Here is a 23,804-nt window from a genome sequence, read left to right as displayed (position 1 = left end):
CGGGGACCGCCGCACCCCCTGTTACGGGGGGCGGGACGACGGCGGTCCCCGCGAGGGACGTGACCCGGGTCAGGGCCAGGTGCCACGTCCAGGGCGTCCATGGAGGTCCGGGAGCCGCTCCGGTTGTCCTTGACGCCGCTTCGTGCCGGGTGAGGCGGGGAGCCGCTCCCGCCCCTTCCGACATCCACTAATGTGCCGGACTCGTGTTAAGCGGGTGCTGCGCGCACGTGACGCGCTCGTACCAGTTCAGCGACGTTCGTCCGCGCCGCCGACCGCGCCCGGCCACCCGATGGCGTGAACCGGTCGGTCATCCACGTACGCGCGGAGAAAAGAACCCGCAGAGTCGGCCCTGTCCCTCGACGCCGACCGCAAGGATCCTCCTGTGCCCGGATGGTCACGCAGCTTCCTCAATCCCCTGCTCGTCACGGCCCTTGAGGAGGGGCGCACCTTTGAACAATGGCTCGACGGCAGAGTTCCGGGCATCGACTACGCGCGGATCACGGCCGACCAGAGCACCCGGTCATCCATCCTCGCCAGGGGGCGTGAGCCCGGCACGGGCGTCCGGCATCAGCACGAGGAGAACAGCGAGGCGGCCGAGGAGTTCGGCGTGGCCGTCGTCACGTTCCATGAGGACAACGGGATCGGGGCCACGCACCCGAAGGTCCCCCGGCCCTCGTTCGACCAAGCCGTGCACGCGCTGCACTGCCGCCGCACCCCCGAGGGCTTCCCCGTTCGCGCGCTCGTGGCGACGGAGCACGAACGGATCTGGCGGCTCCCCGAGGACTTCCGGCGGCTGCACCGCGCCCTGACCGTCACGGACGACGGCCTCTTGATCGCACGCAGGGAACGCGTCGACATCCACTCGGTCGACCGCTCGGAAATCGGCCGCGCGGGCGTCGAGGAGGTGCGACGCACCGGCGAGCGCATCGGGCGGCATGTCCGCCGACGCGCGCTGGACGGCGGAACTCCCGGCGGGCGGCGCCGATTTGGCTGGCTCCCGCCCGACCCGCGCTCAGGCCGCAAGATCAATATGCGCAAGGATCCCGCCGAGTGGCCGGTGCTGCGCGAGATGGTCGACGCCGCGCTGGAGGGCCGGGGCTGGAACGCGATCGCCCGCGATCTGAACAGCCGTGGCGTACGCACGGCATCGGAGAACCCCTGGAGCGGAGCGACCGTACGGCAGGCGCTGACCAATCCCGTGCTGTGCGGATACCGCTTCCTGCACGGCGAGTTGGTCACGCATCCGACGACAGGCGTCCCGGTCGTCGGAGCATGGGACGCCGTCGCCACCCCGGACGAGTGGCGCGCGCTCGTGGAGATCTCCCGGCACAACGGCGCGCGGAGCGGCACCCGGCTCACCAACGGCAGCAGGCCGCCCGAGGCGCCGCCCACGCCCCTGCGCAAGTACCTCTTCAGCGGGTTCCTGCGGTGCGGCGCGGTCAAGGACGGCCGCACCTGTCTCTCCCGTATGGGCGGCTGCGCCAGGCCCACGCCCCGGGTCCCCGACAACGCGGTCTACGTCTGCGCGGCGATGGACTGCGGAGGCACCTCGCGCAATGTCCGCGCCGTGGACGCCCACCTGGTGGACGTCGTGAACGGGCTGCTCCTGGACCGCCCCGCGCCTCCTTGCGCACCTCGCGCCGGCTGGGAGGGCGAGGCCTTGCTGCGGCAGTTGACCGAGGAACTCCACCTGCTCTCCGGGGCCTCCGCGGATCCCGGGAGTTCCGCCGCGGTCGCCGACCTCTCGGGAAGGATCGCCGGGCTCGAGGCGGCACGTGCCGAGCATCTGGCGGCCGGCACGGCGCTCCGACCCCACCGGGACCCCGGCCGGTGGCCCGCCATGAGCCTGACCGAACGCCGCGCGGCGATCGCCGACGTGATCGAATCGGTGATCGTCATGCCGTTGCCGCCCGGCATGTCACGGCGAGCGCCGTTCGACCCTCAGTTGTTGCGGGTCGTCCCCAGGCAGCCGTCCGGGAGGTAGCGACAGGCGTGGTGCGGCCCCTCGCCGTCACGGACGACGGGGGCCGCACGGCGGGTCACTTGCCTTCGTTCGCCATGTACGCCAGCAGGTCCTGGCGGCTCACGACACCGGTCGGCTTGCCCTCGACCAGGACGATCGCCGCGTCGGCGGAACCGAGCACGCGCATCAGGACCGCCAGCTGCTCACCGGAACCGACCTGCGGCAGCGGAGCCGACATGTGCTTCTCCAGCGGGTCACCGAGCGAGGCGCGCTGAGCGAACAGCGCGTCCAGCAGCTCGCGCTCCACCACGGATCCGACGACCTCGGCCGCCATCACGTCGGGGTGCCCGGAGCCACGCTTCACCACGGGCATCTGGGACACGCCGTACTCGCGCAGTACCTCGATGGCCTCGCCGACCGTCTCCTCCGGGTGCATGTGGACGAGCCCCGGGATGGAGTCCTCCTTGCGGCTCAGCACATCGAGAACCCGGCCGGACTCGGTCGGCTCCTCCAGGAAGCCGTACGAGGACAGCCACTCGTCGTTGAAGATCTTGCTGAGGTACCCGCGCCCGCTGTCCGGCAGCAGGACGACCACCACGTCGTCCGGGCCGAGGCGCTCCGCCACCCGGAGTGCCGCGACGACGGCCATGCCGCAGGAGCCGCCGACCAGGAGGCCCTCCTCCTTCGCGAGGCGGCGTGTCATCTGGAACGAGTCCTTGTCGGACACCGCGACGATCTCGTCGGCGACGTCACGGTCGTACGCGGTCGGCCAGAAGTCCTCGCCGACGCCCTCGACGAGGTACGGGCGGCCGGAGCCGCCGGAGTAGACCGAGCCCTCGGGGTCGGCGCCGATGACCTGGACGCGGCCCTCGCTCGCGTCCTTCAGGTAGCGGCCGGTGCCGGAGATGGTGCCGCCCGTCCCGACGCCCGCCACGAAGTGCGTGATGCGGCCGTCCGTCTGCTCCCACAGCTCGGGTCCGGTCGAGTGGTAGTGGGAGAGCGGGTTGTTCGGGTTGGAGTACTGGTCGGGCTTCCAGGCGCCCGGCGTCTCGCGCACGAGGCGGTCGGAGACGTTGTAGTACGAGTCCGGGTGCTCGGGGTCGACGGCCGTCGGGCAGACGACGACCTCGGCGCCGTACGCGCGCAGCACGTTGATCTTGTCGGTGGAGACCTTGTCGGGGCACACGAAGATGCACTTGTACCCCTTCTGCTGCGCCACGATGGCGAGGCCGACACCGGTGTTTCCGCTGGTGGGCTCGACGATGGTGCCGCCGGGTTGCAGCTCCCCGCTCTGCTCGGCCGCCTCGATCATGCGCAGCGCGATGCGGTCCTTCACGGAGCCGCCGGGGTTGAAGTACTCGACCTTGGCCAGGACGGTCGCCTGGATGCCTTCGGTCACCTTGTTGAGCCTCAGCAGCGGGGTGTTGCCGACGAGACTGATCATCGAGTCGTGGATCTGCACGGTGTCTCCGGGTCTCCTCCGTAGGGATGCGGCCAGAGTAAGCCGCGCACCGGCCCTTCATCTCCCGTTGCGATTGGCCGACGGTGATTACGGGGCAATGAGTTCATGAAGCCGTAAAAGGCGGGCGGGACGGAACGTCGGTGGGCAGCAGAGGCAGGTGGCCGCGGAACATGTCGAGCAGGGCGAGGGTGGCACGTCGGATCGCCGCGGGTGCGGCGTACGGCGGCGGTGGGATCGGGCTCCTCGGTGCCGCCGCGATCGGGGTGGTGCTGACCGAGGTGCAGATGGCGCGGCGCCAGGTGGGCAACCACGGCACGGATCCGGTGCGGGTGCCGTCGGCGGACGGTCTCTACGGCCGGGTGTACGCCGCGTCGTCCGCGGGGCCGTTGCGGTTCGCCATGCTGGGTGACTCCACGGCGGCGGGGCAGGGTGTGCACCGTGCGCGGCAGACGCCGGCGGCGCTGCTGGCCTCGGGGCTCGCGGCGGTCGCGGAGCGGGCCGTGGAGCTGCGCAATGTCGCGCTGCCCGGTGCCATGTCCGACGATCTGGACCGTCAGGTGGCGCTGATCCTCGCCGATCCGCTGTGGCAGCCGGATGTGATCGTGATCATGATCGGTGCGAACGACGTCACCCATCGCATCCCGGCCACGAAGTCCGTGCGTCATCTCTCGGCGGCGGTGCGGCGGCTGCGTACGGCGGGTGCGGAGGTGGTGGTCGGTACGTGCCCGGACCTGGGCTCGGTGGAGCCGGTGCAGCAGCCGCTGCGCTGGCTGGCCCGGCGGGCGTCGCGGCAGTTGGCGGCGGCGCAGACCATCGGGACGGTCGAGCAGGGCGGTCGTACGGTCTCGCTGGGTGATCTGCTGGGGCCGGAGTTCTCGGCGAATCCGCGGGAGCTGTTCGGTCCTGACAACTACCACCCGTCGGCGGAGGGGTACGCGACGGCGGCGATGGCGGTGCTGCCCACGCTCTGTGCGGCTCTGGGGCTGTGGCCGGAGGAGGAGCGGCCGGACCTCTCGCGGTCGGAGGGTTTCCTGCCGGTGGCGCGGGCGGCGGCGCGGGCCGCGGCGGAGGGCGGTACGGAGGTCACGGCGGCGATGCCGACCGGGCCGCGGGGGCCGTGGGCCCTGTTGAAGCGGCGGCGGCGTCGGCGGGTGCTCACGCAGGATCCGGTGCCGGCCGAGTCGAGCCGTTTCGGCGACTGAGCCGTGGGGGCGGGGCCGGGCGGACCCCTACACTGAGCAAGCGCTTAGAAAAATGCGGCAGGGGTCACATGCCCATGCCGGTGACCTCGGGAGTACGTACAGGTAACTTCCGAGACGGTCCGCCTGCACAGCGTTACAGCGATACAGCGCTGCCCCGCGATTCGAACCCTCTGGAGCCGTGATGCCCGAAGCAGTGATCGTCTCAGCCGCCCGTTCCCCCATCGGCCGCGCCTTCAAGGGCTCCCTGAAGGATCTGCGCCCGGACGACCTGACCGCCACGATCATCCAGGCCGCGCTCGCCAAGGTCCCCGAGCTCGACCCGCACGACATCGACGACCTGATGCTCGGCTGCGGCCTGCCCGGCGGCGAGCAGGGCAACAACCTCGGCCGCATCGTGGCCGTCCAGATGGGCATGGACCACCTGCCGGGCTGCACCGTCACCCGCTACTGCTCCAGTTCCCTCCAGACGACGCGGATGGCGCTGCACGCCATCAAGGCGGGCGAGGGCGACGTGTTCATCTCGGCCGGTGTCGAGATGGTGTCGCGCTTCGCCAAGGGGAACTCCGACTCGCTCCCCGACACCCGCAACCCCTTCTTCGCCGAGGCCGAGGCCCGCACCGCGGCCGTCGCGCAGCAGGAGGGCACGACCTGGCACGACCCGCGCGAGGACGGCCTGGTGCCGGACGCGTACATCGCGATGGGTCAGACCGCCGAGAACCTGGCGCGCGTGAAGGGCGTCACCCGCGAGGACATGGACGCCTTCGGCGTGCGCTCGCAGAACCGTGCCGAGGAAGCCATCAAGAACGGCTTCTGGGAGCGGGAGATCACCCCGGTGACGACCCCCGACGGCACGGTCGTGTCGAAGGACGACGGGCCGCGTGCCGGCGTCACCCTGGAGGGCGTCTCCGGCCTCAAGCCGGTCTTCCGCCCCGACGGTCTGGTCACGGCCGGAAACTGCTGCCCGCTGAACGACGGCGCCGCCGCCCTCGTGATCATGTCGGACACGAAGGCCCGTGAGCTCGGTCTGACCCCGCTCGCCCGCGTGGTCTCGACGGGCGTCTCCGGTCTCTCGCCGGAGATCATGGGTCTCGGCCCGGTGGAGGCGTCCAAGCGGGCGCTGAAGCTGGCCGGTCTGTCCGTCTCGGACATCGACCTGTTCGAGATCAACGAGGCGTTCGCGGCGCAGGTCATCCCGTCCGCCCGTGACCTCGGCATCGACGAGGACAAGCTGAACGTGAACGGTGGCGCCATCGCCGTCGGCCACCCCTTCGGCATGACCGGCGCCCGGATCACCGGCACGCTGATCAACTCGCTCCAGTTCCACGACAAGCAGTTCGGCCTGGAGACGATGTGCGTCGGCGGCGGCCAGGGCATGGCGATGGTCATCGAGCGCCTGAGCTGACCGTCAGCATCGGTCCTCGGCGGTCCCCTGACCTGAATCCGTCTATGCAATCGTGATCCAATCTCCCCCAGGATGTGACGTGCATCTCGGGGGAGATCCATTTTTGCAGGTCAGGGCAGTACCCAGGCCATAACGGGCCTAAACGCCCGGCCAAAAGACCTGTCCAATTCGTGACGTAATGCACTGACAACTGGTTCGTCCAGGCTTCAAGCTGATGTAGGAAGTCGGGGGTCGACTTGAAACCGGGAGTACGTCAGTGAGCGCCATGCCCGTCGCAATGAGTGTCCTGCTGCTCGCCACGGCCGCTGCCACGGCCGTCGGCGCCGCCACCCTGCACAACGTGAGGGGCCTGCGTCGCCAGGTCTCGGACCTGCGCGAGGAGCTGGCCCGTGGCCGCGCCGTGGGCGAGCGGCGCGTCCCCGCGGCGCGCAGCACCCCCGACACGGACGCCATACGAGCCGCCGTGGCCGACGCCCTCGCCGAGGAGCGGGAGCGCGAGCTGGCGGAGGCTCGGGCGTTCTGGGCGGCGCAGGAGGCGCGTGACACGTCCGACTTGCCGCCGTTCCTGACCGGCGGTGGCGCGCTGGGCTCGGCCCACTCCCTGGACGAGGTCCTCGGCGGCGAGTTCTTCATGCCGCGCCAGGCCGACTTCGCGGGTCTCGAGCCGATGATCGAGTCGGCCATGGAGCCCGCCCTGGAGACGGAGGACGAGTTCGCCGACGACTCCCCCGAGCTGGCCGCGGCCCGCCGCCGGCACCCCTCGCACCCCGACTTCGTGCCGGTCCAGTCGCCGGTCATCAGCGACCACGAGCGCACGGTGGCGTGTCTGGAGGAGCTGGCGCAGGCGCGCACGGCCCTGTCCGACGTCCGCCCCGGCCCGCTCGGCACGCTCGACGTCTACGTCTTCGCCGACGGCACGACGCTGTGCATGACCCCGGGCCACCGCGAGACGGCGGAGCAGCTCGCCGCGGCGCTGCGTGACGGTCGCAGCCCGTTCCTGCTGGGCGGCTCGGGCGTCTCCGGGGCGTACGCCCTGACGTTCGAGTGCGGTGCGGAGAACGTGTACATCCTGGCCGACCGGGTCATAGCGTCGGCCTGAAGCGCAGCCCCCGCCGCTCGATCGCCGCGGGGGCCGACGCGGTCCGGCCCTAGACGCCCGCCCGCTTCATCGCCGACTCGACGAGCTCGACGGCTCGCGTCACGTCTTCGGGCTCGCGGAGCACGACGGACAGGTCGCGGCCCGCGACCGTGATCTGATCGGCCGCGGCGAACATCCCCGCGTCCGGCATCTCCCGTACGGCCCGATCGGGATCCTCCAACCGCTGGGCCCACGCCGAGAGTTCCCTGGCCAGCCCCAGCGCCTCCGCGGCAGCGCTCCGCTGGAGTCTGCTCTGCGGCGCGGCCCGCAGGCGATCGGCGAACTGATCCACTGCCGCTGTCAAAGGCGTCGTATCAAGCACGCGGTGACTGTAGCTGTTTACAAGGCTGCGACGCTCAGGCACGGTGGCGTGAAGGCCCGGCCACATCGAAGCGTTCCGGAGGCGCCGATGTCCCAAGTCTTCTCCGAGGAGACCCACCGCAATCTGCTGGCCCGCATCCCCCACTGCACCGGTCGTGAAGTCTCCGACTGGTTGCGCACCGTCGAAGACGGACCCTGTTTCCTTCGCTTCGAAGAGAAGGTCAGCTGGCTCCGCGGGGAGCACAACCTCGCGTACGGCCACGCCAAGGCGATCATCCACGAGTACGACCTGCGGCGCGCGGCGCGCCGTTTCGGCTAGCTCCCACTCCCCCGCACGCCAAAGGGCCCGCGCATCCCCGAAGGGTGCGCGGGCCCGAGACCGCTACCGGCTGACCGGCTAGTCGTTGCCCTGGAGGATCGCGATGATCCGCAGGAACTCCATGTAGATCCAGACCAGCGTCATGGTCAGGCCGAACGCGGCCAGCCACGCCTCTTCCTTCGGGGCGCCGTACGCGATCCCGTCCTCGACCTGCTTGAAGTCGAGGGCGAGGAAGCACGCGCCGAGCAGGATGCCGATGACACCGAACAGGATGCCGAGGCCGCCGCTGCGGAAGCCGAGGCCGTCACCGCCGCCGAAGACGGCGAACAGCAGGTTCACGGCCATGAGCAGGATGAAGCCCATCGCTGCGGCCATCACGAAGCCGTAGAAGCGCCGGTTGACGCGGATCCAGCCGGCCTTGTACGCGATGAGGACCGCCGCGAAGACGGACATCGTGCCGAGCACGGCCTGCATGGCCGCACCGCTCGCGATGTAGCTGTCGACGATGCTGGAGAGCACGCCGAGGAAGACACCCTCGAGCGCCGCGTACGCCAGGATGATCGGCGGGGACGCCTTGCGCTTGAAGGCCTGGACGAAGCCCAGGATCATCGCGACGAGGCCCGCGCCGATGGCGATGCCGTACGACTTGTTGATGTGGGCCTCGTCGACCGGCAGCAGCGCCCAGGCGAGGGCGGCGGTGACGATCAGCGTGCCGAGCGTGGTGGCCGTGCGCATGATGACGTCGTCCATCGTCATGCGGCCGGTGGTGGCGGGCGCCTGCGGAGCGCCGTACTGCAGATCCTGCTGTGCGTAGGGGTTCTGCGCGTACGGGTTGCCGGCGGGGGCCTGGCCGTACGGATTGGCCTGTGTCCCTACGGCGGGGCCCCCGGCCTGCGGCTGCTGCGCGTTGAACTGCGCGTAGCCGTTGTCGCGGCTGAACCCCCGTCGCGAGAAGACCGGGTTGCTGCTCCTCATTTCACTCCTCCATGGCCACCCTGTATGGCCTTGCCACAAGAGTAATGGTCTGGCAAAGATCCGACCCTAGTGCTCAGGGAGGATCTTTCCCATCCTGTAACGAGGAACGCGGTAGCACCCTGTGATGTTCCGCTCGGTGAGGGATCTCGGCGAGGGATCTCGCTGACGGATCTCGGCGAGGGATCTCGGCGAGGGGTCAGAGGGGGAAGCCCGTGTAGGCCTCCGCGAGATCGGTCTCCGCGGCGGTCGACGTGGTGACGCGGTCGAGGGTGGCCCGCTGGATCCGGTCGTCGAAGTCGGTCGCGTCGGGGGCGCGGTGCAGCATCGTCGTCATCGCGTAGCTGAACCGCTCGGCCTGCCAGACACGGCGCAGGCAGGTCGCGGAGTACGCGTCGAGCAGGTCCGCGTCCCCCTTCCGCGTGTAGGCCACCAGGGCGCGGGCGAAGGTGACGACGTCGCCGACAGCGAGGTTCAGGCCCTTGGCGCCGGTCGGGGGGACGATGTGGGCCGCGTCGCCGGCGAGGAAGAGCCGGCCGTGCCGCATGGGCTCGTGGACGTAGGAGCGCATGGGGGTGACGGACTTCTGGGTGATCGGGCCGCGGGCCAGGCGCCAGGCGGGGTCGTCGACCTCCAGGCGGCGGTCGAGCTCGTCCCAGATCTCCTCGTCGGACCAGTCGTCGGCGTTCGTGCCGTCGGGGACCTGGAGGTAGGCGCGGGTGACGGTGGGGGACCGCATGCTGAGCAGGGCGAAGCCGCGGTCGCTGCGGGCGTAGACGAGCTCGTCGTGGGACGGGGCGACGTCGGCGAGGATGCCGAGCCAGCCGAAGGGGTACGTGCGCTCGTACGTCCGTGAGAGGTCCTGCGGGACGGCCTTGCGGGCCACGCCCCAGAAGCCGTCGCAGCCGACGACGTAGTCGCACTCCAGGACGTCCTCGCGGCCTTGGTGCCGGAAGCGGACGCGCGGGGTGTCCGTCTCGGCGCCCTCCACGGCGAGCGCCTCCGCCTCGAACAGGAGCGGGCCGCCGTCGGCGAGCTGGGCGGCGATGAGGTCCTTGCAGACCTCGGTCTGCGCGTAGACCATCACCTGCTTCCCGCCGGTCAGGGCGGGGAAGTCGACGCGGTGCCTGCGGCGGTCGAAGCGGAGCTCGATGCCGTCGTGGGGCAGCCCCTCGCGGTCCATGCGCGCGCCGACGCCCGCCTCGCGCAGCACGTCGACGGTGCCCTGCTCCAGGATTCCGGCGCGCTGGCGCTGCTCGACGTAGGCGCGGTCGCGGCTCTCCAGGACGACGGACGCGATCCCCGCGTTGTGCAGGAGCCTGGCCAGGAGCAGCCCGGCGGGGCCTGCCCCGATGATGCCGACGGTGGTGCGCATACGGATCCCTCGTCCCTCTCGCGTCCTTGCGTTCGCCTGGTGAACTTTCGTTCATCACCAGCCCGCTGGGATCCTCCGCCCCCGGCCCGGGGGGTGTCAATGGGTCTGGACGCCCGGCCTGATCTCGATCCGGACGGTGCTGTCGTCCTCCACCACGTAGACGGGGTCGGTCCTGCGGTCCCAGCCCACGGGCAGCAGGTAGTAGCGGTGGCCGCGTTCGATCAGCAGCCGGAAGCCCTCGTAGCGGTACCGGTAGTAGCCGCCCTTGCCCAGCGGCAGCCCGGCCGGCCCCGGGGGTGCGATGGAGAGCCGCACGGTGCTGAGGACCACCACGGAGGGGCGGTGCACGATGAGGGCGGCGTCCGTCCTGGCGTCCTGCCGGCCCAGTTGCCCCGCCGCCAGGGCCACCACCCAGATCAGGAACAGGCCCGCCGTCAGGAGCGACACCACCCGGTCCCACCCGGTGCCGCGGCCTGCGGCGGGCGCGAGGCCGAGCAGCAGTCCGCTCGCGACGAGCAGCGGCGCCGCCCACCCGTACGGCTGGATCCACCGCCACAGCACCAGGAGTACGGCGCCCAGGGCGACCGGCACGAGATGGGCGCGGGCCACCGCGCGCCCGCCCCCGCGCACCCGCTCGACGTGCCGGCCCGGCACCCGCAGCACGGTCAACAGCCGCGGCAGGGCGGGCGCGAGCAGTGCCAGGGTGAGCACTTCGAGCACCGGCAGGGTGGCAAGTCGCAGGCTGCGCATGACCAGTTCGAAGGTGTCGAAGCCGATGGCAAAGCTGTCGAGGCGGAAGTAGCCGAAGTACGCGTTGGTGTAGATGTAGCCCGCGTAGAGCATCAGCCCCGCCATGAACGACCCCGCTCCGACAAGGGAGTTGAGGACTTCAAGGCGGATCCCGCGCGGCTGCGGGGCGGGCCCCTGCGGCTCGGGCGGGGGCGCGGGCGGATCGGGCGCGGGCCCGCGCGGCGCGGGGGCCGGGAGGCCTGGCTCCGGGGCGGGGACGCGGGGCTCCGGGGCCGGGACGCGGGGCTCCGGGGCCGGGACGCGGGGCGGGAACGGCGGCGGTGGTGGCACGAGTCGGTTCACAGCGCCCTGCCGCACTGTCAGCTCCGGCCCGGCGCCGGCCCACCGGAGTCCGGCGGATCGACGACAGGCGGATCGGTGACCGGCGGCTCGGTGACCGGGGGGTCCGTCACAGGCGGATCGGTGACCGGGGGGTCCGTCACGGGAGGATCGGTGATCGGCGACTCCGTGTCCGGGTCGATCGGCGGCGAGCAGCTCTCGTCGGGGTCCACCGGCGGCGCGGCGCACTGCGGCGGGGTCCCGCTGACCCCCGGATTCACCGTGTTCGGTTTGCTGGTGACCTTGGGCGGCGGCTTGACCGACGGCACCCCCGGGTCGCCGCCGCCGCCGCTCGGGTCAGCCGCCCGGGAGTCGGACGTGCCGACGTCCGTACCGCCGCCGCCGTCCGGCGTCCCGCCCGAGCCGGCGCAGCCGCCCGCGCCGAACGCGATCAGCGCGGCCGCGACCACCGTCCCGTGCCGAAAAAGAAGTCGCCTGCGCATGAGCATCTCCCCCGCGCCCACGTGAGCCCCCGTGGCTCGTGGACAGCAGGCTCCCACCGGGCGCCTGCCGGGCACACGTACCGTCGGCAGGACCCTCAAAAATGAGGAGTGGGAGAAGGAAGGGAGGGAAGACGGAGGTGCCCGGAACCGGACTTGAACCGGTACGCCCGCGAGGGGCAGCGAGGTTTAAGCTCGCCGTGTCTGCATTCCACCATCCGGGCAGGCTGTGGGGCTCCGCGTCGACCGTCCGAGCCTATCCGGCGGCATCCCCCGAACAGCGGATCGACGACTCGATGTTGTCTTATTTTATTGACGTCTGAGGGTGCATCAGCCCACAACAGGCGCCATACGCACTTGCCGGGGGCCTTTCCACGAGCGATCGCCCGTCCCCACGGATTGACGGGATTTCACCTGCCTCCCCGCGCCCGGCGCCCCGGCACCCTCTCAGGGTCCCGGATCATCCCCAGGTATGACACGGACTCCGCCGGTCCGTCCGAAGTCGCCCCTCGGAACGGGAACTGCGGCTGACTCCATCGCCGCGCGGCGCCGGGACGATGGAACGGTCCCCAGCCAGGCAGGACCCGTACCGACAGGAGCACCCACCCGTGACCACCACCCCGCTCGCAGGCCGGACCACGACGGCGGCCGCCCGCGCCACGGATCTGTCCAAGATCTACGGACAGGGCGAGACCCAGGTGGTCGCGCTCGACCAGGTCTCCGTCGCGTTCCGGCAGTCCGAGTTCACCGCGATCATGGGCCCGTCCGGCTCCGGCAAGTCGACGCTGATGCACTGCGTGGCGGGCCTGGACACCTTCTCCTCCGGCTCGGTCCGGATCGGTGAGACCGAGCTCGGCCCGCTGAAGGACAAGCAGCTCACCAGGCTCCGCCGGGACAAGATCGGCTTCATCTTCCAGGCGTTCAACCTGCTGCCGACGCTGACCGCCCTGGAGAACATCACGCTCCCCATGGACATCGCGGGCCGCAAGCCCGACCAGCAGTGGCTGGAGAAGGTGATCGGGATGGTGGGTCTCTCCGACCGTCTCGGGCACCGCCCGTCGCAGCTCTCCGGCGGCCAGCAGCAGCGCGTCGCCGTGGCCCGCGCGCTGGCCTCCCGGCCTGACATCGTCTTCGGCGACGAGCCCACCGGAAACCTGGACTCGCGCTCCGGCGCCGAGGTCCTCGGCTTCCTGCGCAACTCCGTGCGCGAGATGGGCCAGACCGTCGTCATGGTCACCCACGACCCGGTCGCGGCGGCGTACGCGGACCGCGTGATCTTCCTGGCCGACGGCCGCATCGTGGACGAGATGTACGAGCCGACGGCGGACACGGTCCTGGACCGGATGCCGCGCCCTTCCGGGGGAAACCCCCAGACCCTCGGATTCGACACCAAGGGCCGCACGAGCTGACCCTCGCCGCGCCTCCGTGATCCGCCCGGCCCTGACCTAAAGAGACCCCGCATGTTCAGAACAGCCCTGCGCAACGTCTTCGCGCACAAGGCCCGCCTCCTGATGACCGTGCTCGCCGTCATGCTCGGCGTCGCCTTCGTCAGCGGAACCCTCGTCTTCACCAACACCATCTCCTCCGCGCTGGAGAAGTCCTCGGCGCAGGGCTTCGACCACGTCGACGTCGCGCTCACCCCCGGCAGCACCAAGGCCGAGGGCGACAAGGTCAGCAAGGAGGTGAAGCTGACCGACGCCACCCTGAAGCGGGCGCGGAGCGTGCCGGGTGCCGCCTCCGCGTACGGCGTGGTCAGCGGGTACGCGGCCGTCGCCGACCAGGACGGCAAGCTCGTCGGCAACGGCTTCTCCACCAAGGGCGGCAACTACTGGGGCTCCGACGACGCCCGGTACCCGCTCCAGGACGGCACGGCCCCCCAGGGCGCGAACCAGGTCGCGCTCGACGCCGAGACCGCGAAGCGCGCCGGGTACAAGGTCGGCGACCAGGTCCGGATGTCCATCGACGGCCCGGTGCTCACGCCCACCGTCACCGGCATCTTCACCACGGACGACGGCAATGTCGCGGCCGGCGGCTCCCTCGCCCTGTTCGACACGGCGACCGCGCAGCGGCTCTTCCACAAGCAGGGCGCGTACGACGAGATCGACGTGAAGGCCGCGGGCGGCACCAGCCAGGACCAGCTCAAGCGGGCCGTGGACGACGCGCTGGCGGCGCACGGCGACGACGCGGTCCACACGGACACCGGCCGCCAACTCGCCGACGACCAGGCCGAGATGATCTCGACCAACATGAGCTCCATGAAGACGATGCTGCTGATCTTCGCGGGCATCGCGCTCTTCGTGGGCATCTTCATCATCGCCAACACCTTCACGATGCTGGTCGCCCAGCGCACCAAGGAACTCGCGCTGATGCGCGCCGTCGGTGCCTCGCGCCGCCAGGTCACCCGGTCCGTGCTCCTCGAAGCGTTCGTCGTGGGTGCCGTCGCCGCCGTGACCGGTCTCGCCGTCGGCATCGGCATCGGCGCGGGCATGCGCGCGCTGCTCGGCAGGACGGGCGCGATCCTCCCGGACGGCCCGCTGGTCGTCTCGGTCGGCACCGTCGTGACGGCCCTCGTCGTCGGCGTCCTCGTCACGATGCTGGCCGCCTGGCTGCCGGGCCGCCGCGCCGCGAAGATCCCGCCGGTCGCCGCGATGAGCGCGGTGCACGCGACGGCGACCACCAAGTCGCTGATCCTGCGCAACACGCTCGGCTCGCTCGTCTCCGGCGTCGGCGTCGCCGCCGTGCTCGCCGCGACGACCATGAAGGGCAGCGACGGTCAGCTGCCGATGGGCGCGGGCGCCGCCCTGCTCGTCATCGGTGTCTTCATCCTCACGCCGCTGCTGTCGCGCCCGCTGATCGCGGCCGCCGCGCCGGTCCTGCGCGCCTTCGGCATCTCCGGCAAGCTGGCCCGCCTCAACGCGGTCCGCAACCCGCGCCGCACCGCCGCCACCGCCTCGGCGCTGATGATCGGTCTCACCCTCATCACCGGCCTCACCGTCATCGCGGGCAGCGTCCAGACCGCGATCGACAAGATGGCGGCCGACTCCCTCAAGGCCGACTACGTCGTCTCCATGGCGAACGGGAACGCCCTGTCCCCCGACGTCCTGAAGACGCTGGAAGGGACCGACGGCGTCACCGCCACCAGCGGCCTGTCGAACTCGCCGTCCCGGATCGGCGACAGCACCGAGTACCTGACCGGCGTCAACGGCTCGACCATCACGAAGCTGGCCGAACTCCCCGTCGACAGCGGCTCGTTCACGGTCGACGGCGCGAAGGTGGTCGTCGACGACGACACCGCGAAGGACCACGGCTGGACGACCGGTTCGACCTTCACCGCCGCCTACGAGGACGGCGCGAAGCAGAAGCTGACCGTCGCGGGCGTCTACGAGGGCAACGAGATGATGCGGGGCATCATGGTCGACGCCCCGACCCTGAACCCGCACATCACCGACGGCGCCTCCGACATGCAGGTCATGCTGAAGACGTCCGGCGGCGCCTCCGACGCCACCAAGGACAAGCTCACCAAGGCGCTCGGCGAGAACCCGGCGATCAAGATCCAGGACGGCAAGGACATCTCCAACGAGATCGCCCAGATGTTCACGCTGATGCTGAACATGCTCTACGGCCTGCTCGCCATGGCGGTCATCGTCGCCGTCCTCGGCGTCATCAACACCCTCGCCATGTCGGTCTTCGAGCGTCAGCAGGAGATCGGGATGCTCCGCGCGATCGGCATCGACCGCAAGGGCATCAAGCGCATGGTCCGCCTGGAGTCCCTGGTGATCTCCCTGTTCGGCGGCGTCCTCGGCATCGGCCTCGGCGTGTTCTTCGGCTGGGCCGCGGGACAGCTCATCGGCAACTCGATGACGACGTACGAGCTGATCGTGCCCTGGGCCCGGATGGGCGTCTTCCTCGCGCTCGCCGCGGCCGTCGGCATCCTGGCGGCCCTGTGGCCGGCCCGCCGCGCGGCCCGCCTGAACATGCTCGCGGCGATCAAGTCCGAGTAGCGGCACGGCGGCGGATACGTGAGGGGGCGCCCGGTGGATCACCGGGCGCCCCCGTCACGTACGCACGAGGATCAGGTGTTCCAGGTGCGCGCCCGCAGCGGCATCCCCGACTCCCCGCTCGCCGGTGTCCTCACCGCGAGGATCTGGTTGACGCCGATGCGGTTGCGCTCGAAGCTCAGCGCGGAGGCGGCCATGTAGAGGCGCCAGACGCGGGCTCGGCCGGGGCTGACCAGCTTCAGGGCCTCGGGCCAGCGGGCCTCCAGGTTGCGCACCCACTGGCGCAGCGTGAGGGCGTAGTGCGGGCGGATCGCCTCGATGTCCCGGACCTCGAAGCCGGCCCGCTCCAGGTTCCCGGTCGTCGTGCCGAGCGGCGCGAGCTCGCCGTCCGGGAAGACGTACGCGTCGATGAACTCGTCGACCTCGTACGCCGATTCGTCCTGCTGGGGCCGCCGCGCGATCTGGTGGTTGAGCAGCCGCCCGCCGGGGACGAGGAGGGCGTGCAGGGCGCTCGCGTACTCCACGTACCGCTCGGAGCCCACGTGCTCGGCCATCCCGATGGAGGAGATCGCGTCGTACGGGCCGTCGCGCACGTCGCGGTAGTCCTGGACGCGGATCTCGACCCGGTCGGTGAGGCCCTCGTCGGCGACGCGCTTCCTGGCGTAGGCGGCCTGTTCCTGCGAGAGGGTGACGCCGACGACACTCACGCCGTGCTCGCGGGCGGCGTGGATGGCCATGGAGCCCCAGCCGCAGCCGACGTCGAGCAGCCGCATGCCGGGCCGCAGACCGAGCTTGCCGCAGATCAGTTCCAGCTTGTCGCGCTGGGCGGATTCGAGGGTCGCCTCCTCCGACGCGAAGTAGGCGCAGGAGTACACCATGGACGGGCCGAGGACCAGCTCGTAGAAGTCGTTGCCGACGTCGTAGTGGTGGCTGATGGCCTGCTTGTCGGTGCCCTTGGTGTGGCGGTGCAGGCGGTTCCTGCGGCGCATCTCCTCGGCGGGCGGCGCGGGCGGCGGGTAGGGGCCCGCCAGCTTGAGCAGCTCGCGGAACGCGGCCCGGACGGCCGGGTCCTTGGCCGCGTCGGCGAGGGAGCGGCGGTCGTCCTCGTCGCGCTCCCAGATCAGCGCCGCCACGGCGTCGAGGACCGCGTACAGGTCGCCCTCGACGTCCAGGTCACCGGCGACCCAGGCGCGGGCCAGACCCAGCTCGCCCGGCTTCCACAGCAGGCGGCGCAGCGCCCGGCGGTTGCGCACGATCAGCACGGGGGTGTTCGGAGGGCCGGCCTCCGAGCCGTCCCAGGCGCGAAGACGCACCGGGAGTTCAGCGCCGAGCAGCTGCTCGGCGAGGTTCTTCAGCCGCTGTGCGGCGTCCTGCATGGCGCACACCTCCGAAATGGGAGCGATCCCGGAACGGTCCAACACCACGTAAACACCAACGGCGCGCTCTCGCAGTCCCGTTACTGCGTTACGGAACGGCAAAATACTTGTAGCCACCATGCATCTTGCGGCTCGGCCTTGCCCGGGAACGCCGAAGGGGCCGCCCGCACCACGGATGGCGGGCGACCCCTTCGGGTGTACTGCTGGTGCACTGCCAGGTGCGAGGTCAGGAGGCCTTGGCCTTCTCCTCGACCTTCTTCTCCTCCGCCTTGGCGGGCGCCGGAGCCGGCTTGGCGGCCTCGTAGAACTCCTCGCGCGGAGTCTCCAGGGCACCGAGCGCGGTGATGTCGCGCTTCTGGAACATGTTGATCGTCCACTCGGCGATCACACGGATCTTGCGGTTGTACGTCGGCATCGCCATGCCGTGGTAGCCACGGTGCATGTACCAGGCGAGACGGCCCTTGAGCTTGATCTTCATCTTGCCCATGACGATCATCGCGACGCCCTTGTGCAGGCCGAGACCGGCGACCGCACCCTTGTTGGCGTGCTTGTAGTCCTGCTGCGGGAAGCCCCGCATGCCGGAGACCACGTTGTCGCCGAGGACCTTGGCCTGGCGCATGGCGTGCTGCGCGTTCGGCGGGCACCAAGCGTTCGGGTTGCCGTTGGCGCGCCCGACGAGGTCCGGGACCTGGGCGTTGTCGCCCGCGGCCCAGATGTAGTCGGTGCCCTGGACCTGGAGCTTCTCGCTGGTGTCCACGTGGCCGCGCGGGCCGAGCGGGAGACCGAAGCGGGCGAGCGCCGGGTTCGGCTTGACGCCGGCGGTCCACACGATGGTGTTGGAGTCGGCCTCCAGGCCGTTGCTGAGCACGACGTGACCGTCGACGCAGGACGGCATCGTGGTGCTGAGGTAGACCTCGATCCCGCGGGACTCCAGGTGCTTGCGGCCGTAGACGCCGAGCTCCGGGCCCACCTCGGGCAGCACCTTGTCGGCGGCGTCGACCAGGATGAAGCGCATGTCCTCGCGCTTCACGTTCTTGTAGAACTTGGCCGCGTCGCGCGCCAGGTCCTCGACCTCGCCGATCGTCTCGGCGCCCGCGAAGCCGCCACCGACGAAGACGAAGGTGAGCGCCTTGCGGCGGATCTCCTCGTCGGTCGTCGACTCGGCCTTGTCGAGCTGCTCGAGGACGTGGTTGCGCAGCCCGATGGCCTCCTCGACGCCCTTCATACCGATGCCGACCTCGGCGAGGCCCGGCGTCGGGAAGGTGCGGGAGACCGCGCCGAGCGCGATCACCAGGTAGTCGAAGGGCACCTCGTACGCCTCGCCGACGAGCGGGGCGACCGTGGCGACCTTGCGGTCCTGGTCGATGGTGGTGACGCGGCCGGTGAGAATCTCGGCTCCCGGCACAGCGCGTCGCAGCGGGACGACGACGTTGCGCGGCGAGATGCTGCCGGCGGCGGTCTCGGGGAGGAAGGGCTGGTACGTCATGTACGAGCGCGGGTCGACGACCGTGACGGTCGCTTCCGCGTAACGCATCTTCTTCAGGATGCGTCGCGCCGCGTACAGGCCTACGTACCCACCCCCGACAATGAGGATCCTGGGACGCTCCGTGGTGCTCATGCCATCGAGTATCCACCCGACTGGAGGGGGTCGCTCGTGCGCCCCTTCACAAGGTTCCGTGAGGGCTCTGCTACACTTCGCCGCCCACGTGACCCATGTCATGGCGTTCACAGGGAACCACGGTGTACCGCCAGTCGTTCCTCACCCCTCTTGAGCAGCCACAGTGGGCATTCGGACGCACTGGACCACTCCCGGTTTTCACGTGCGCGTAACACTGCGGGAACCCCGTGAACCTCTCCCGGCAAGGTCCTCGGCCGACCCCGAACGGGCTCTCGGGCCGCAATTGACGCCCAAGAGGACCGAATTCCTTGTGAAGAACTTCACGAACTTTCCCGACGGGGTGTCGCCGGAGCGTGTCGCGGGGGCCGTTTCACGTGCTCAGGCGGGGTGCGACACGCTCATGCGAGACGGTTTCGGGCCCTGGTGATCAGGCGATCGACCAGGCGATCCCGTCCAGGATGTCGTGCTCACTGACCACGACCTCCCGCGCGCCGGTCCGCTCCATGATCAGACGCAGCACGAGCGCGCCGGAGGCGATGACGTCGACGCGGCCGGGGTGGATGACCGGCTTCAGGGCGCGCTGGTCGTGCGTGGACGTCAGCAGCCAGTCGGTGAGCTCGGCGACCCGCTCGTAGGAGATCCGGGAGTGGTGGATGGCCGTCGAGTCGTAGGCGCCCAGGCCGAGCGCGAGCGCCGCCACCGTCGTCACCGAACCGGCGAGGCCCACCAGGGTGCGGGCCTCCTCCAGCGGGACGGTACGCGCGACGAGGTCCAGGGCGGCGGCGATGTCCTCGCGGACCGCCTCGATCTGCGCCGGGGACGGCGGGTCGGTCAGCGTGCCGTCGTCGCCGACGAGGTGGCGCTCCGTCATGCGGACGCAGCCGATGTCGACGGAGCGGGCGGCGCGGACCGCGTCGTCGCCGACCACGAACTCCGTCGAGCCGCCGCCGATGTCGACGACCAGGTAGGGCTTGTCGAGGCCCTCCCGTCGCCCGGTGAGCTCCTTCGTGGCGCCCGTGAAGGAGAAGGCCGCCTCCTGGTCGCCCGTGATGACCTCGGGCTCGACGCCCAGGATGTCGAGGACGCCCCGCACGAAGTCATCGCGGTTCTCGGCGTCGCGGGAGGCGGAGGTCGCCACGAAGCGGACGCGCTCCGCGCCGTGCTCCTTGATGGCCTCGGCGTACTCGCGGCAGGCCGCGAAGGTGCGCTCCAGGGCCTCGGGGGCCAGCCGGCCCGTCCTGTCGACGCCCTGGCCGAGCCGGACGATCGTCATCCGGCGGTCCAGGTCGACGAGTTCGCCGGTCTCCGGGTTCGCGTCGGCGACGAGCAGCCGGATGCTGTTGGTTCCGCAGTCGATGGCGGCGACGCGCGTCATTCGGCCACCTCCGCGCCGTCGCACGGCGTCACGCACGGCCCCTTCTTCCACCACTCGGGGAGCATGGCGATGGCCTCGTCGCCGAGCGGGTTCACGCCCGGACCGGCCGCCAGGGAGTGGCCGACCAGGACGTGCAGGCACTTCACACGGTCCGGCATGCCGCCCGCGCTCGGGAAGCCCTCCAGGACCTCGATGGCGTCACGGCGCGCGAGGTAGTCCTCGTGCGCGGCGCGGTACTGCTTGGCCAGCTCCGGGTCGCTCTGGAGACGCTCGGTCATCTCCTTCATGACGCCGTTGGCCTCCAGCGTGCCGATGGCGGAGGCAGCGCGCGGGCACGTCAGGTAGTACGTCGTCGGGAACGGCGTGCCGTCCTCCAGGCGCGGGGCCGTCTCGACCACGTCCGGGTTGCCGCAGGGGCAGCGGTGCGCGATGGCCCGCAGACCGCGCGGCGGGCGGCCCAGCTGCTCCTTGAACGCGTGGATGTCGGCGTCCGTGGGCGCGGTCGGCTCGGTCTGGGGAGGAGGCGTCTGCATGACTGTCTTCGGCGTCTTTCGTCGTGTACGTGGATCAGTCGTGTACGTGGATCAGTCGTCCACGTGGATCAGTAAGAGGGGTTCAGTCTGCCTGGTCCGCCTGGTCGGCCTTGTCGACGCCGTCCCAGACGTTCGAGTACCAGGGCCGGTCGGCGGCGCCCTGCTCGACGCGGCTCGACTGGGTGGCGCGCGGATCGGGTACCACGTACCCGGTCTCGCCCGGCATCACCATGTGCAGGCGCTCCCGGATCCGCTGCTCGGCGTAGGAGTCGTCCTGCCAGCGGGCCTTCTCGTCGCGGAGCCGGTCGACGCGCTCCTTGGCCTCCTGCTGCTGCCGCTGGAGGTCCTCGATCTCGCCGCGCTGGGAGACGTACTGCCTTATGGGATAGGCGAGGGCGACGACCAGTGTGCACAGGACGAGGGCGAGGAGCGCCGCGCGGCCGGTGAGGCGGGAGCGGCGGGCCTGGCGCTTGTTCTGCGAGCGGTAGACGCGCTCGGCGGTCTGCTCGCCGAGCAGGCGGAGGCGGGTGGCCGTGGAGAAGCGGTCTCTGGAGTCCCTGTCACGGACCTTGCCCGGCATCCTCTCCGCCTCCCCTGCCTCACGTACGTACGTCCCCGCACACGGTACGGGACCGAGTGCGGGGACGTACGTAACTACTGCTTCAGCCGGGCTTCGGGGCCGGTCAGCCCTTGAAGCGCGGGAAGGCCGAGCGACCGGCGTAGACCGCCGCGTCGTCCAGGATCTCCTCGATGCGCAGGAGCTGGTTGTACTTGGCGACGCGCTCGGAGCGGGCCGGGGCGCCGGTCTTGATCTGGCCGCAGTTCGTGGCGACGGCGAGGTCCGCGATCGTCACGTCCTCGGTCTCGCCGGAGCGGTGCGACATCATGCACTTGAAGCCGTTGCGCTGGGCCAGCTCGACGGCGTCCAGGGTCTCGGTCAGCGAACCGATCTGGTTGACCTTGACGAGCAGGGCGTTGGCCGAGTTCTCCTCGATGCCGCGGGCCAGGCGCTCCGGGTTGGTGACGAACAGGTCGTCGCCGACGAGCTGGACCTTGTCGCCCAGCTTCTCGGTGATGACGTGCCAGCCGGCCCAGTCGTCCTCGTACAGCGGGTCCTCGATGGAGACGAGCGGGTACGCGGAGACGAGCTCCTCGTAGTACTCCGTCATCTCGGCGGCGGAGCGCTCCTTGCCCTCGAACTGGTACTTGCCGTCCTTGTAGAACTCGGAGGCGGCGACGTCCAGCGCGAGCGCGATCTGCTGGCCGGGGATGTAGCCGGCCTCCTTGATCGCTTCGAGGATGAGGTCGAGCGCGGCGCGGTTCGACTCCAGGTTCGGGGCGAAGCCGCCCTCGTCGCCGAGGCCGGTGGACAGGCCCTTGGTCTTCAGCACCTTCTTGAGGGTGTGGTAGACCTCGGTGCCCCAGCGCAGGGCCTCGGAGAAGGACTCCGCGCCGATCGGGGCGATCATGAACTCCTGGATGTCGACGTTGGAGTCGGCGTGCGACCCACCGTTCAGGATGTTCATCATCGGGACGGGCAGCAGGTGCGCGTTCGGGCCACCGAGGTAGCGGAACAGCGGCAGGTCCGAGGCCTCGGACGCGGCGTGCGCGACGGCGAGGGAGACGCCGAGGATGGCGTTGGCGCCCAGCGAGCCCTTGTTGTCCGTGGCGTCCAGGTCGAACATCGCCTGGTCGATCAGGCGCTGCTCGGTGGCGTCGTAGCCGACGAGCTCCGGGCCGATCTGCTCGATGACGGCGAGGACGGCCTTCTCGACACCCTTGCCCTGGTAACGGTTGGGGTCACCGTCACGGAGTTCGATGGCCTCGAAGGCACCGGTGGAGGCACCGGACGGAACAGCAGCACGACCCGTGCTGCCGTCGTCGAGGCCGACCTCGACCTCGACCGTGGGGTTGCCTCGGGAGTCCAGGATTTCCCGGGCTACGACGACGTCGATGGACGGCACGAGCATCTCCTTCTGGGATGTGACGCAGGCTATGCGGGGCCGCGATGCACGGCCTCGACTCCTTGAGCCTAACCGGCTCCGGAGCATCGGCCAGCCGACCGACCGACTCTTGGACAACGCCGTGAGCGAAATGTTCCTGAACGGAACAAAAACAGTGACCCCCGTCCCGGAATGCGGGACGGGGGTCACCGATGCGAGCGGCCCGTGGGGACGGGGGCGGGGATCTCGGCGTCCGCCGATGCCGAGTGCCCCTCTACCGGTGCGCACCCATATATAGAGACACCGGCCCGGAGAGGTGCCGGCCTCTACGGGTGCTGGAGGTGCGCACCCGGTGCGGCCTACTTCAGGTGGAGCTGCTGACCCGGGTAGATCAGGTCCGCGTCCTTGACGATGTCCTTGTTCAGCTTGAACACCTTCTGCCAGGTCGTGCCGTGCGCCTCGGCGATCTTGCCGAGGGTGTCGCCGGACTTGACCTTGTACTCGCCGTCGCCCTTCTCGACCGTCTTGCCGGTGGGCGTGGTGACGGTCTCGCGCTTCTCGGAGCGGGTCGTCGTGGACGAGTCCGAACGCTCCTGCTGCTTCGGCTGGGCCTGCTGCGGCTGGGTGCTCTGCTGCGGGGCCTCGGCGGCGGGAGCGGAGGTGTTCGCGGACGCGCCGGACAGGTTCACGCCACAGCTCGGCCAGGCGCCCTTGCCCTGCGAGGCGAGGACCTTCTCGGCGACGGCTATCTGCTGCGCCTTGGAAGCCTGGTTGGCGGTGGACGCGTAGGCGGTGCCGCCGTACGCGGCCCACGTGGAGGAAGAGAACTGGAGGCCACCGTAGTAGCCGTTGCCGGTGTTGATCGCCCAGTTGCCACCGGACTCGCACTGGGCGACCTGGTCCCACTCGGAGGTGGTCGCGGCGGAGGCGGACGTGGCGCCCATCAGCGGAACGGCGACGGCGGCACCGGCGACACCGGCGAGCGTGGCGACACGGACGGCCTTGGACGGGCGGCGGTGCTTGCCCTTGCTGGAAAGCAGCATGGAGAGATCCCCTCACCGACGCCTACGAGGTGAGCTGTCGGGTTCGGGCCAGTGAGTGCCCGGCCGCGCATCCTTGTGCGCGGCTTAACCCCTAGCCGTTCGAAGTCGTCGACCTCGCACGGCGCTTACCTGGGTCCCCCGCTCCTGCCTACGGCGCTGACGCGTCGACTGTTCCCGTACGGACGTTGGCAGGATT

General features: G+C 70.4%; 20 protein-coding genes, 1 tRNA gene and 1 riboswitch. Of the genes, 7 read left to right on the top strand and 14 right to left on the bottom strand.

Annotation, left to right across the window (positions count from 1 at the left end):
- Positions 1-382: 382 nt before the first annotated feature.
- Positions 383-1,984: a recombinase family protein gene (locus V2W30_RS23520; protein WP_338699473.1), complete on the top strand. Its 1,602-nt coding sequence runs from the start codon at positions 383-385 to the stop codon at positions 1,982-1,984.
- 55 nt (positions 1,985-2,039) lie between these two features.
- Here the strand turns inward: V2W30_RS23520 and V2W30_RS23515 are convergent, their stop codons facing one another.
- Positions 2,040-3,425, bottom strand: coding sequence for a cystathionine beta-synthase (locus V2W30_RS23515; protein ID WP_338699471.1), 1,386 nt, complete (start codon positions 3,423-3,425; stop codon positions 2,040-2,042).
- A gap of 170 nt (positions 3,426-3,595) precedes the next feature.
- On the opposite strand from V2W30_RS23515, the gene V2W30_RS23510 reads away from it, so the two are divergent.
- The 3 genes from V2W30_RS23510 to V2W30_RS23500 all read left to right on the top strand — a co-directional run bounded on the left by V2W30_RS23510 (position 3,596) and on the right by V2W30_RS23500 (position 7,128).
- Complete coding sequence (locus V2W30_RS23510; protein ID WP_338699470.1) at positions 3,596-4,627, top strand: SGNH/GDSL hydrolase family protein; 1,032 nt, start codon at positions 3,596-3,598, stop codon at positions 4,625-4,627.
- 181 nt (positions 4,628-4,808) lie between these two features.
- Positions 4,809-6,029: an acetyl-CoA C-acetyltransferase gene (locus V2W30_RS23505; protein ID WP_338699468.1), complete on the top strand. Its 1,221-nt coding sequence runs from the start codon at positions 4,809-4,811 to the stop codon at positions 6,027-6,029.
- Between the two features lie 265 nt (positions 6,030-6,294).
- A complete protein-coding gene (locus V2W30_RS23500) occupies positions 6,295-7,128 on the top strand; it encodes a hypothetical protein (RefSeq protein ID WP_338699466.1) in 834 nt (277 codons plus the stop codon).
- Between the two features lie 49 nt (positions 7,129-7,177).
- On the opposite strand, the gene V2W30_RS23495 is transcribed toward V2W30_RS23500, so the two are convergent.
- A complete protein-coding gene (locus tag V2W30_RS23495) occupies positions 7,178-7,489 on the bottom strand; it encodes a hypothetical protein (RefSeq protein ID WP_338699465.1) in 312 nt (103 codons plus the stop codon).
- 87 nt (positions 7,490-7,576) lie between these two features.
- Here V2W30_RS23495 and V2W30_RS23490 point away from each other — a divergent pair, with 87 nt between their 5' ends.
- Positions 7,577-7,807 carry a DUF4287 domain-containing protein gene (locus V2W30_RS23490; protein WP_338699464.1) on the top strand — a complete coding sequence of 77 codons (231 nt, stop codon included), beginning with the start codon at positions 7,577-7,579 and terminating at the stop codon, positions 7,805-7,807.
- A gap of 78 nt (positions 7,808-7,885) precedes the next feature.
- Here the strand turns inward: V2W30_RS23490 and V2W30_RS23485 are convergent, their stop codons facing one another.
- The 5 genes from V2W30_RS23485 to V2W30_RS23465 all read right to left on the bottom strand — a co-directional run bounded on the left by V2W30_RS23485 (position 7,886) and on the right by V2W30_RS23465 (position 11,946).
- The gene (locus V2W30_RS23485; RefSeq protein ID WP_338699462.1) at positions 7,886-8,782 is read right to left on the bottom strand and encodes a Bax inhibitor-1/YccA family protein; all 897 of its coding nucleotides are present in this window, start codon (positions 8,780-8,782) and stop codon (positions 7,886-7,888) included.
- Positions 8,783-8,978: 196 nt separating this feature from the next.
- Positions 8,979-10,154 carry a 4-hydroxybenzoate 3-monooxygenase gene (locus tag V2W30_RS23480; protein ID WP_338699460.1) on the bottom strand — a complete coding sequence of 392 codons (1,176 nt, stop codon included), beginning with the start codon at positions 10,152-10,154 and terminating at the stop codon, positions 8,979-8,981.
- A gap of 96 nt (positions 10,155-10,250) precedes the next feature.
- Entirely contained in the window at positions 10,251-11,246 is a 996-nt protein-coding gene (locus V2W30_RS23475; protein ID WP_338699458.1) for a hypothetical protein, read from the bottom strand.
- Positions 11,247-11,263: 17 nt separating this feature from the next.
- Positions 11,264-11,725, bottom strand: coding sequence for a hypothetical protein (locus tag V2W30_RS23470; RefSeq protein WP_338699457.1), 462 nt, complete (start codon positions 11,723-11,725; stop codon positions 11,264-11,266).
- Positions 11,726-11,863: 138 nt separating this feature from the next.
- Positions 11,864-11,946: transfer RNA gene (locus V2W30_RS23465), tRNA-Leu, on the bottom strand.
- A gap of 384 nt (positions 11,947-12,330) precedes the next feature.
- On the opposite strand from V2W30_RS23465, the gene V2W30_RS23460 reads away from it, so the two are divergent.
- Complete coding sequence (locus V2W30_RS23460; RefSeq protein WP_338699456.1) at positions 12,331-13,131, top strand: ABC transporter ATP-binding protein; 801 nt, start codon at positions 12,331-12,333, stop codon at positions 13,129-13,131.
- 51 nt (positions 13,132-13,182) lie between these two features.
- Positions 13,183-15,723: an ABC transporter permease gene (locus V2W30_RS23455; RefSeq protein WP_338699454.1), complete on the top strand. Its 2,541-nt coding sequence runs from the start codon at positions 13,183-13,185 to the stop codon at positions 15,721-15,723.
- Between the two features lie 71 nt (positions 15,724-15,794).
- On the opposite strand, the gene V2W30_RS23450 is transcribed toward V2W30_RS23455, so the two are convergent.
- The 7 genes from V2W30_RS23450 to V2W30_RS23420 form a co-directional block, all read right to left on the bottom strand.
- Complete coding sequence (locus tag V2W30_RS23450) at positions 15,795-17,096, bottom strand: cyclopropane-fatty-acyl-phospholipid synthase family protein (RefSeq protein WP_338699452.1); 1,302 nt, start codon at positions 17,094-17,096, stop codon at positions 15,795-15,797.
- Positions 17,097-17,322: 226 nt separating this feature from the next.
- Positions 17,323-18,714 (bottom strand): NAD(P)/FAD-dependent oxidoreductase, encoded by a 1,392-nt coding sequence (locus tag V2W30_RS23445; RefSeq protein ID WP_338699450.1) that lies wholly within the window; start codon positions 18,712-18,714, stop codon positions 17,323-17,325.
- A gap of 427 nt (positions 18,715-19,141) precedes the next feature.
- Positions 19,142-20,089: a Ppx/GppA phosphatase family protein gene (locus V2W30_RS23440; protein WP_338699448.1), complete on the bottom strand. Its 948-nt coding sequence runs from the start codon at positions 20,087-20,089 to the stop codon at positions 19,142-19,144.
- Entirely contained in the window at positions 20,086-20,622 is a 537-nt protein-coding gene (locus V2W30_RS23435) for a DUF501 domain-containing protein (RefSeq protein WP_338699446.1), read from the bottom strand. The genes V2W30_RS23440 and V2W30_RS23435 overlap by 4 nt, the downstream gene beginning before the upstream one ends.
- 82 nt (positions 20,623-20,704) lie before the next feature.
- Positions 20,705-21,202, bottom strand: coding sequence for a septum formation initiator family protein (locus V2W30_RS23430; RefSeq protein ID WP_338699444.1), 498 nt, complete (start codon positions 21,200-21,202; stop codon positions 20,705-20,707).
- Positions 21,203-21,305: 103 nt separating this feature from the next.
- Positions 21,306-22,592 carry a phosphopyruvate hydratase gene (eno, locus tag V2W30_RS23425; protein ID WP_338699443.1) on the bottom strand — a complete coding sequence of 429 codons (1,287 nt, stop codon included), beginning with the start codon at positions 22,590-22,592 and terminating at the stop codon, positions 21,306-21,308.
- Between the two features lie 332 nt (positions 22,593-22,924).
- Positions 22,925-23,608, bottom strand: a complete 684-nt coding sequence (locus V2W30_RS23420; RefSeq protein WP_338699441.1) for a transglycosylase family protein — start codon at positions 23,606-23,608, stop codon at positions 22,925-22,927.
- A gap of 4 nt (positions 23,609-23,612) precedes the next feature.
- A riboswitch (cyclic di-AMP (ydaO/yuaA leader) is annotated at positions 23,613-23,774 on the bottom strand.
- Positions 23,775-23,804 lie beyond the last annotated feature (30 nt).

The sequence above is a fragment of the Streptomyces sp. Q6 genome, from assembly GCF_036967205.1.
GTDB lineage: Bacteria > Actinomycetota > Actinomycetes > Streptomycetales > Streptomycetaceae > Streptomyces > Streptomyces citrinus.
This window is presented reverse-complemented; position numbering and strand designations above follow the sequence as displayed.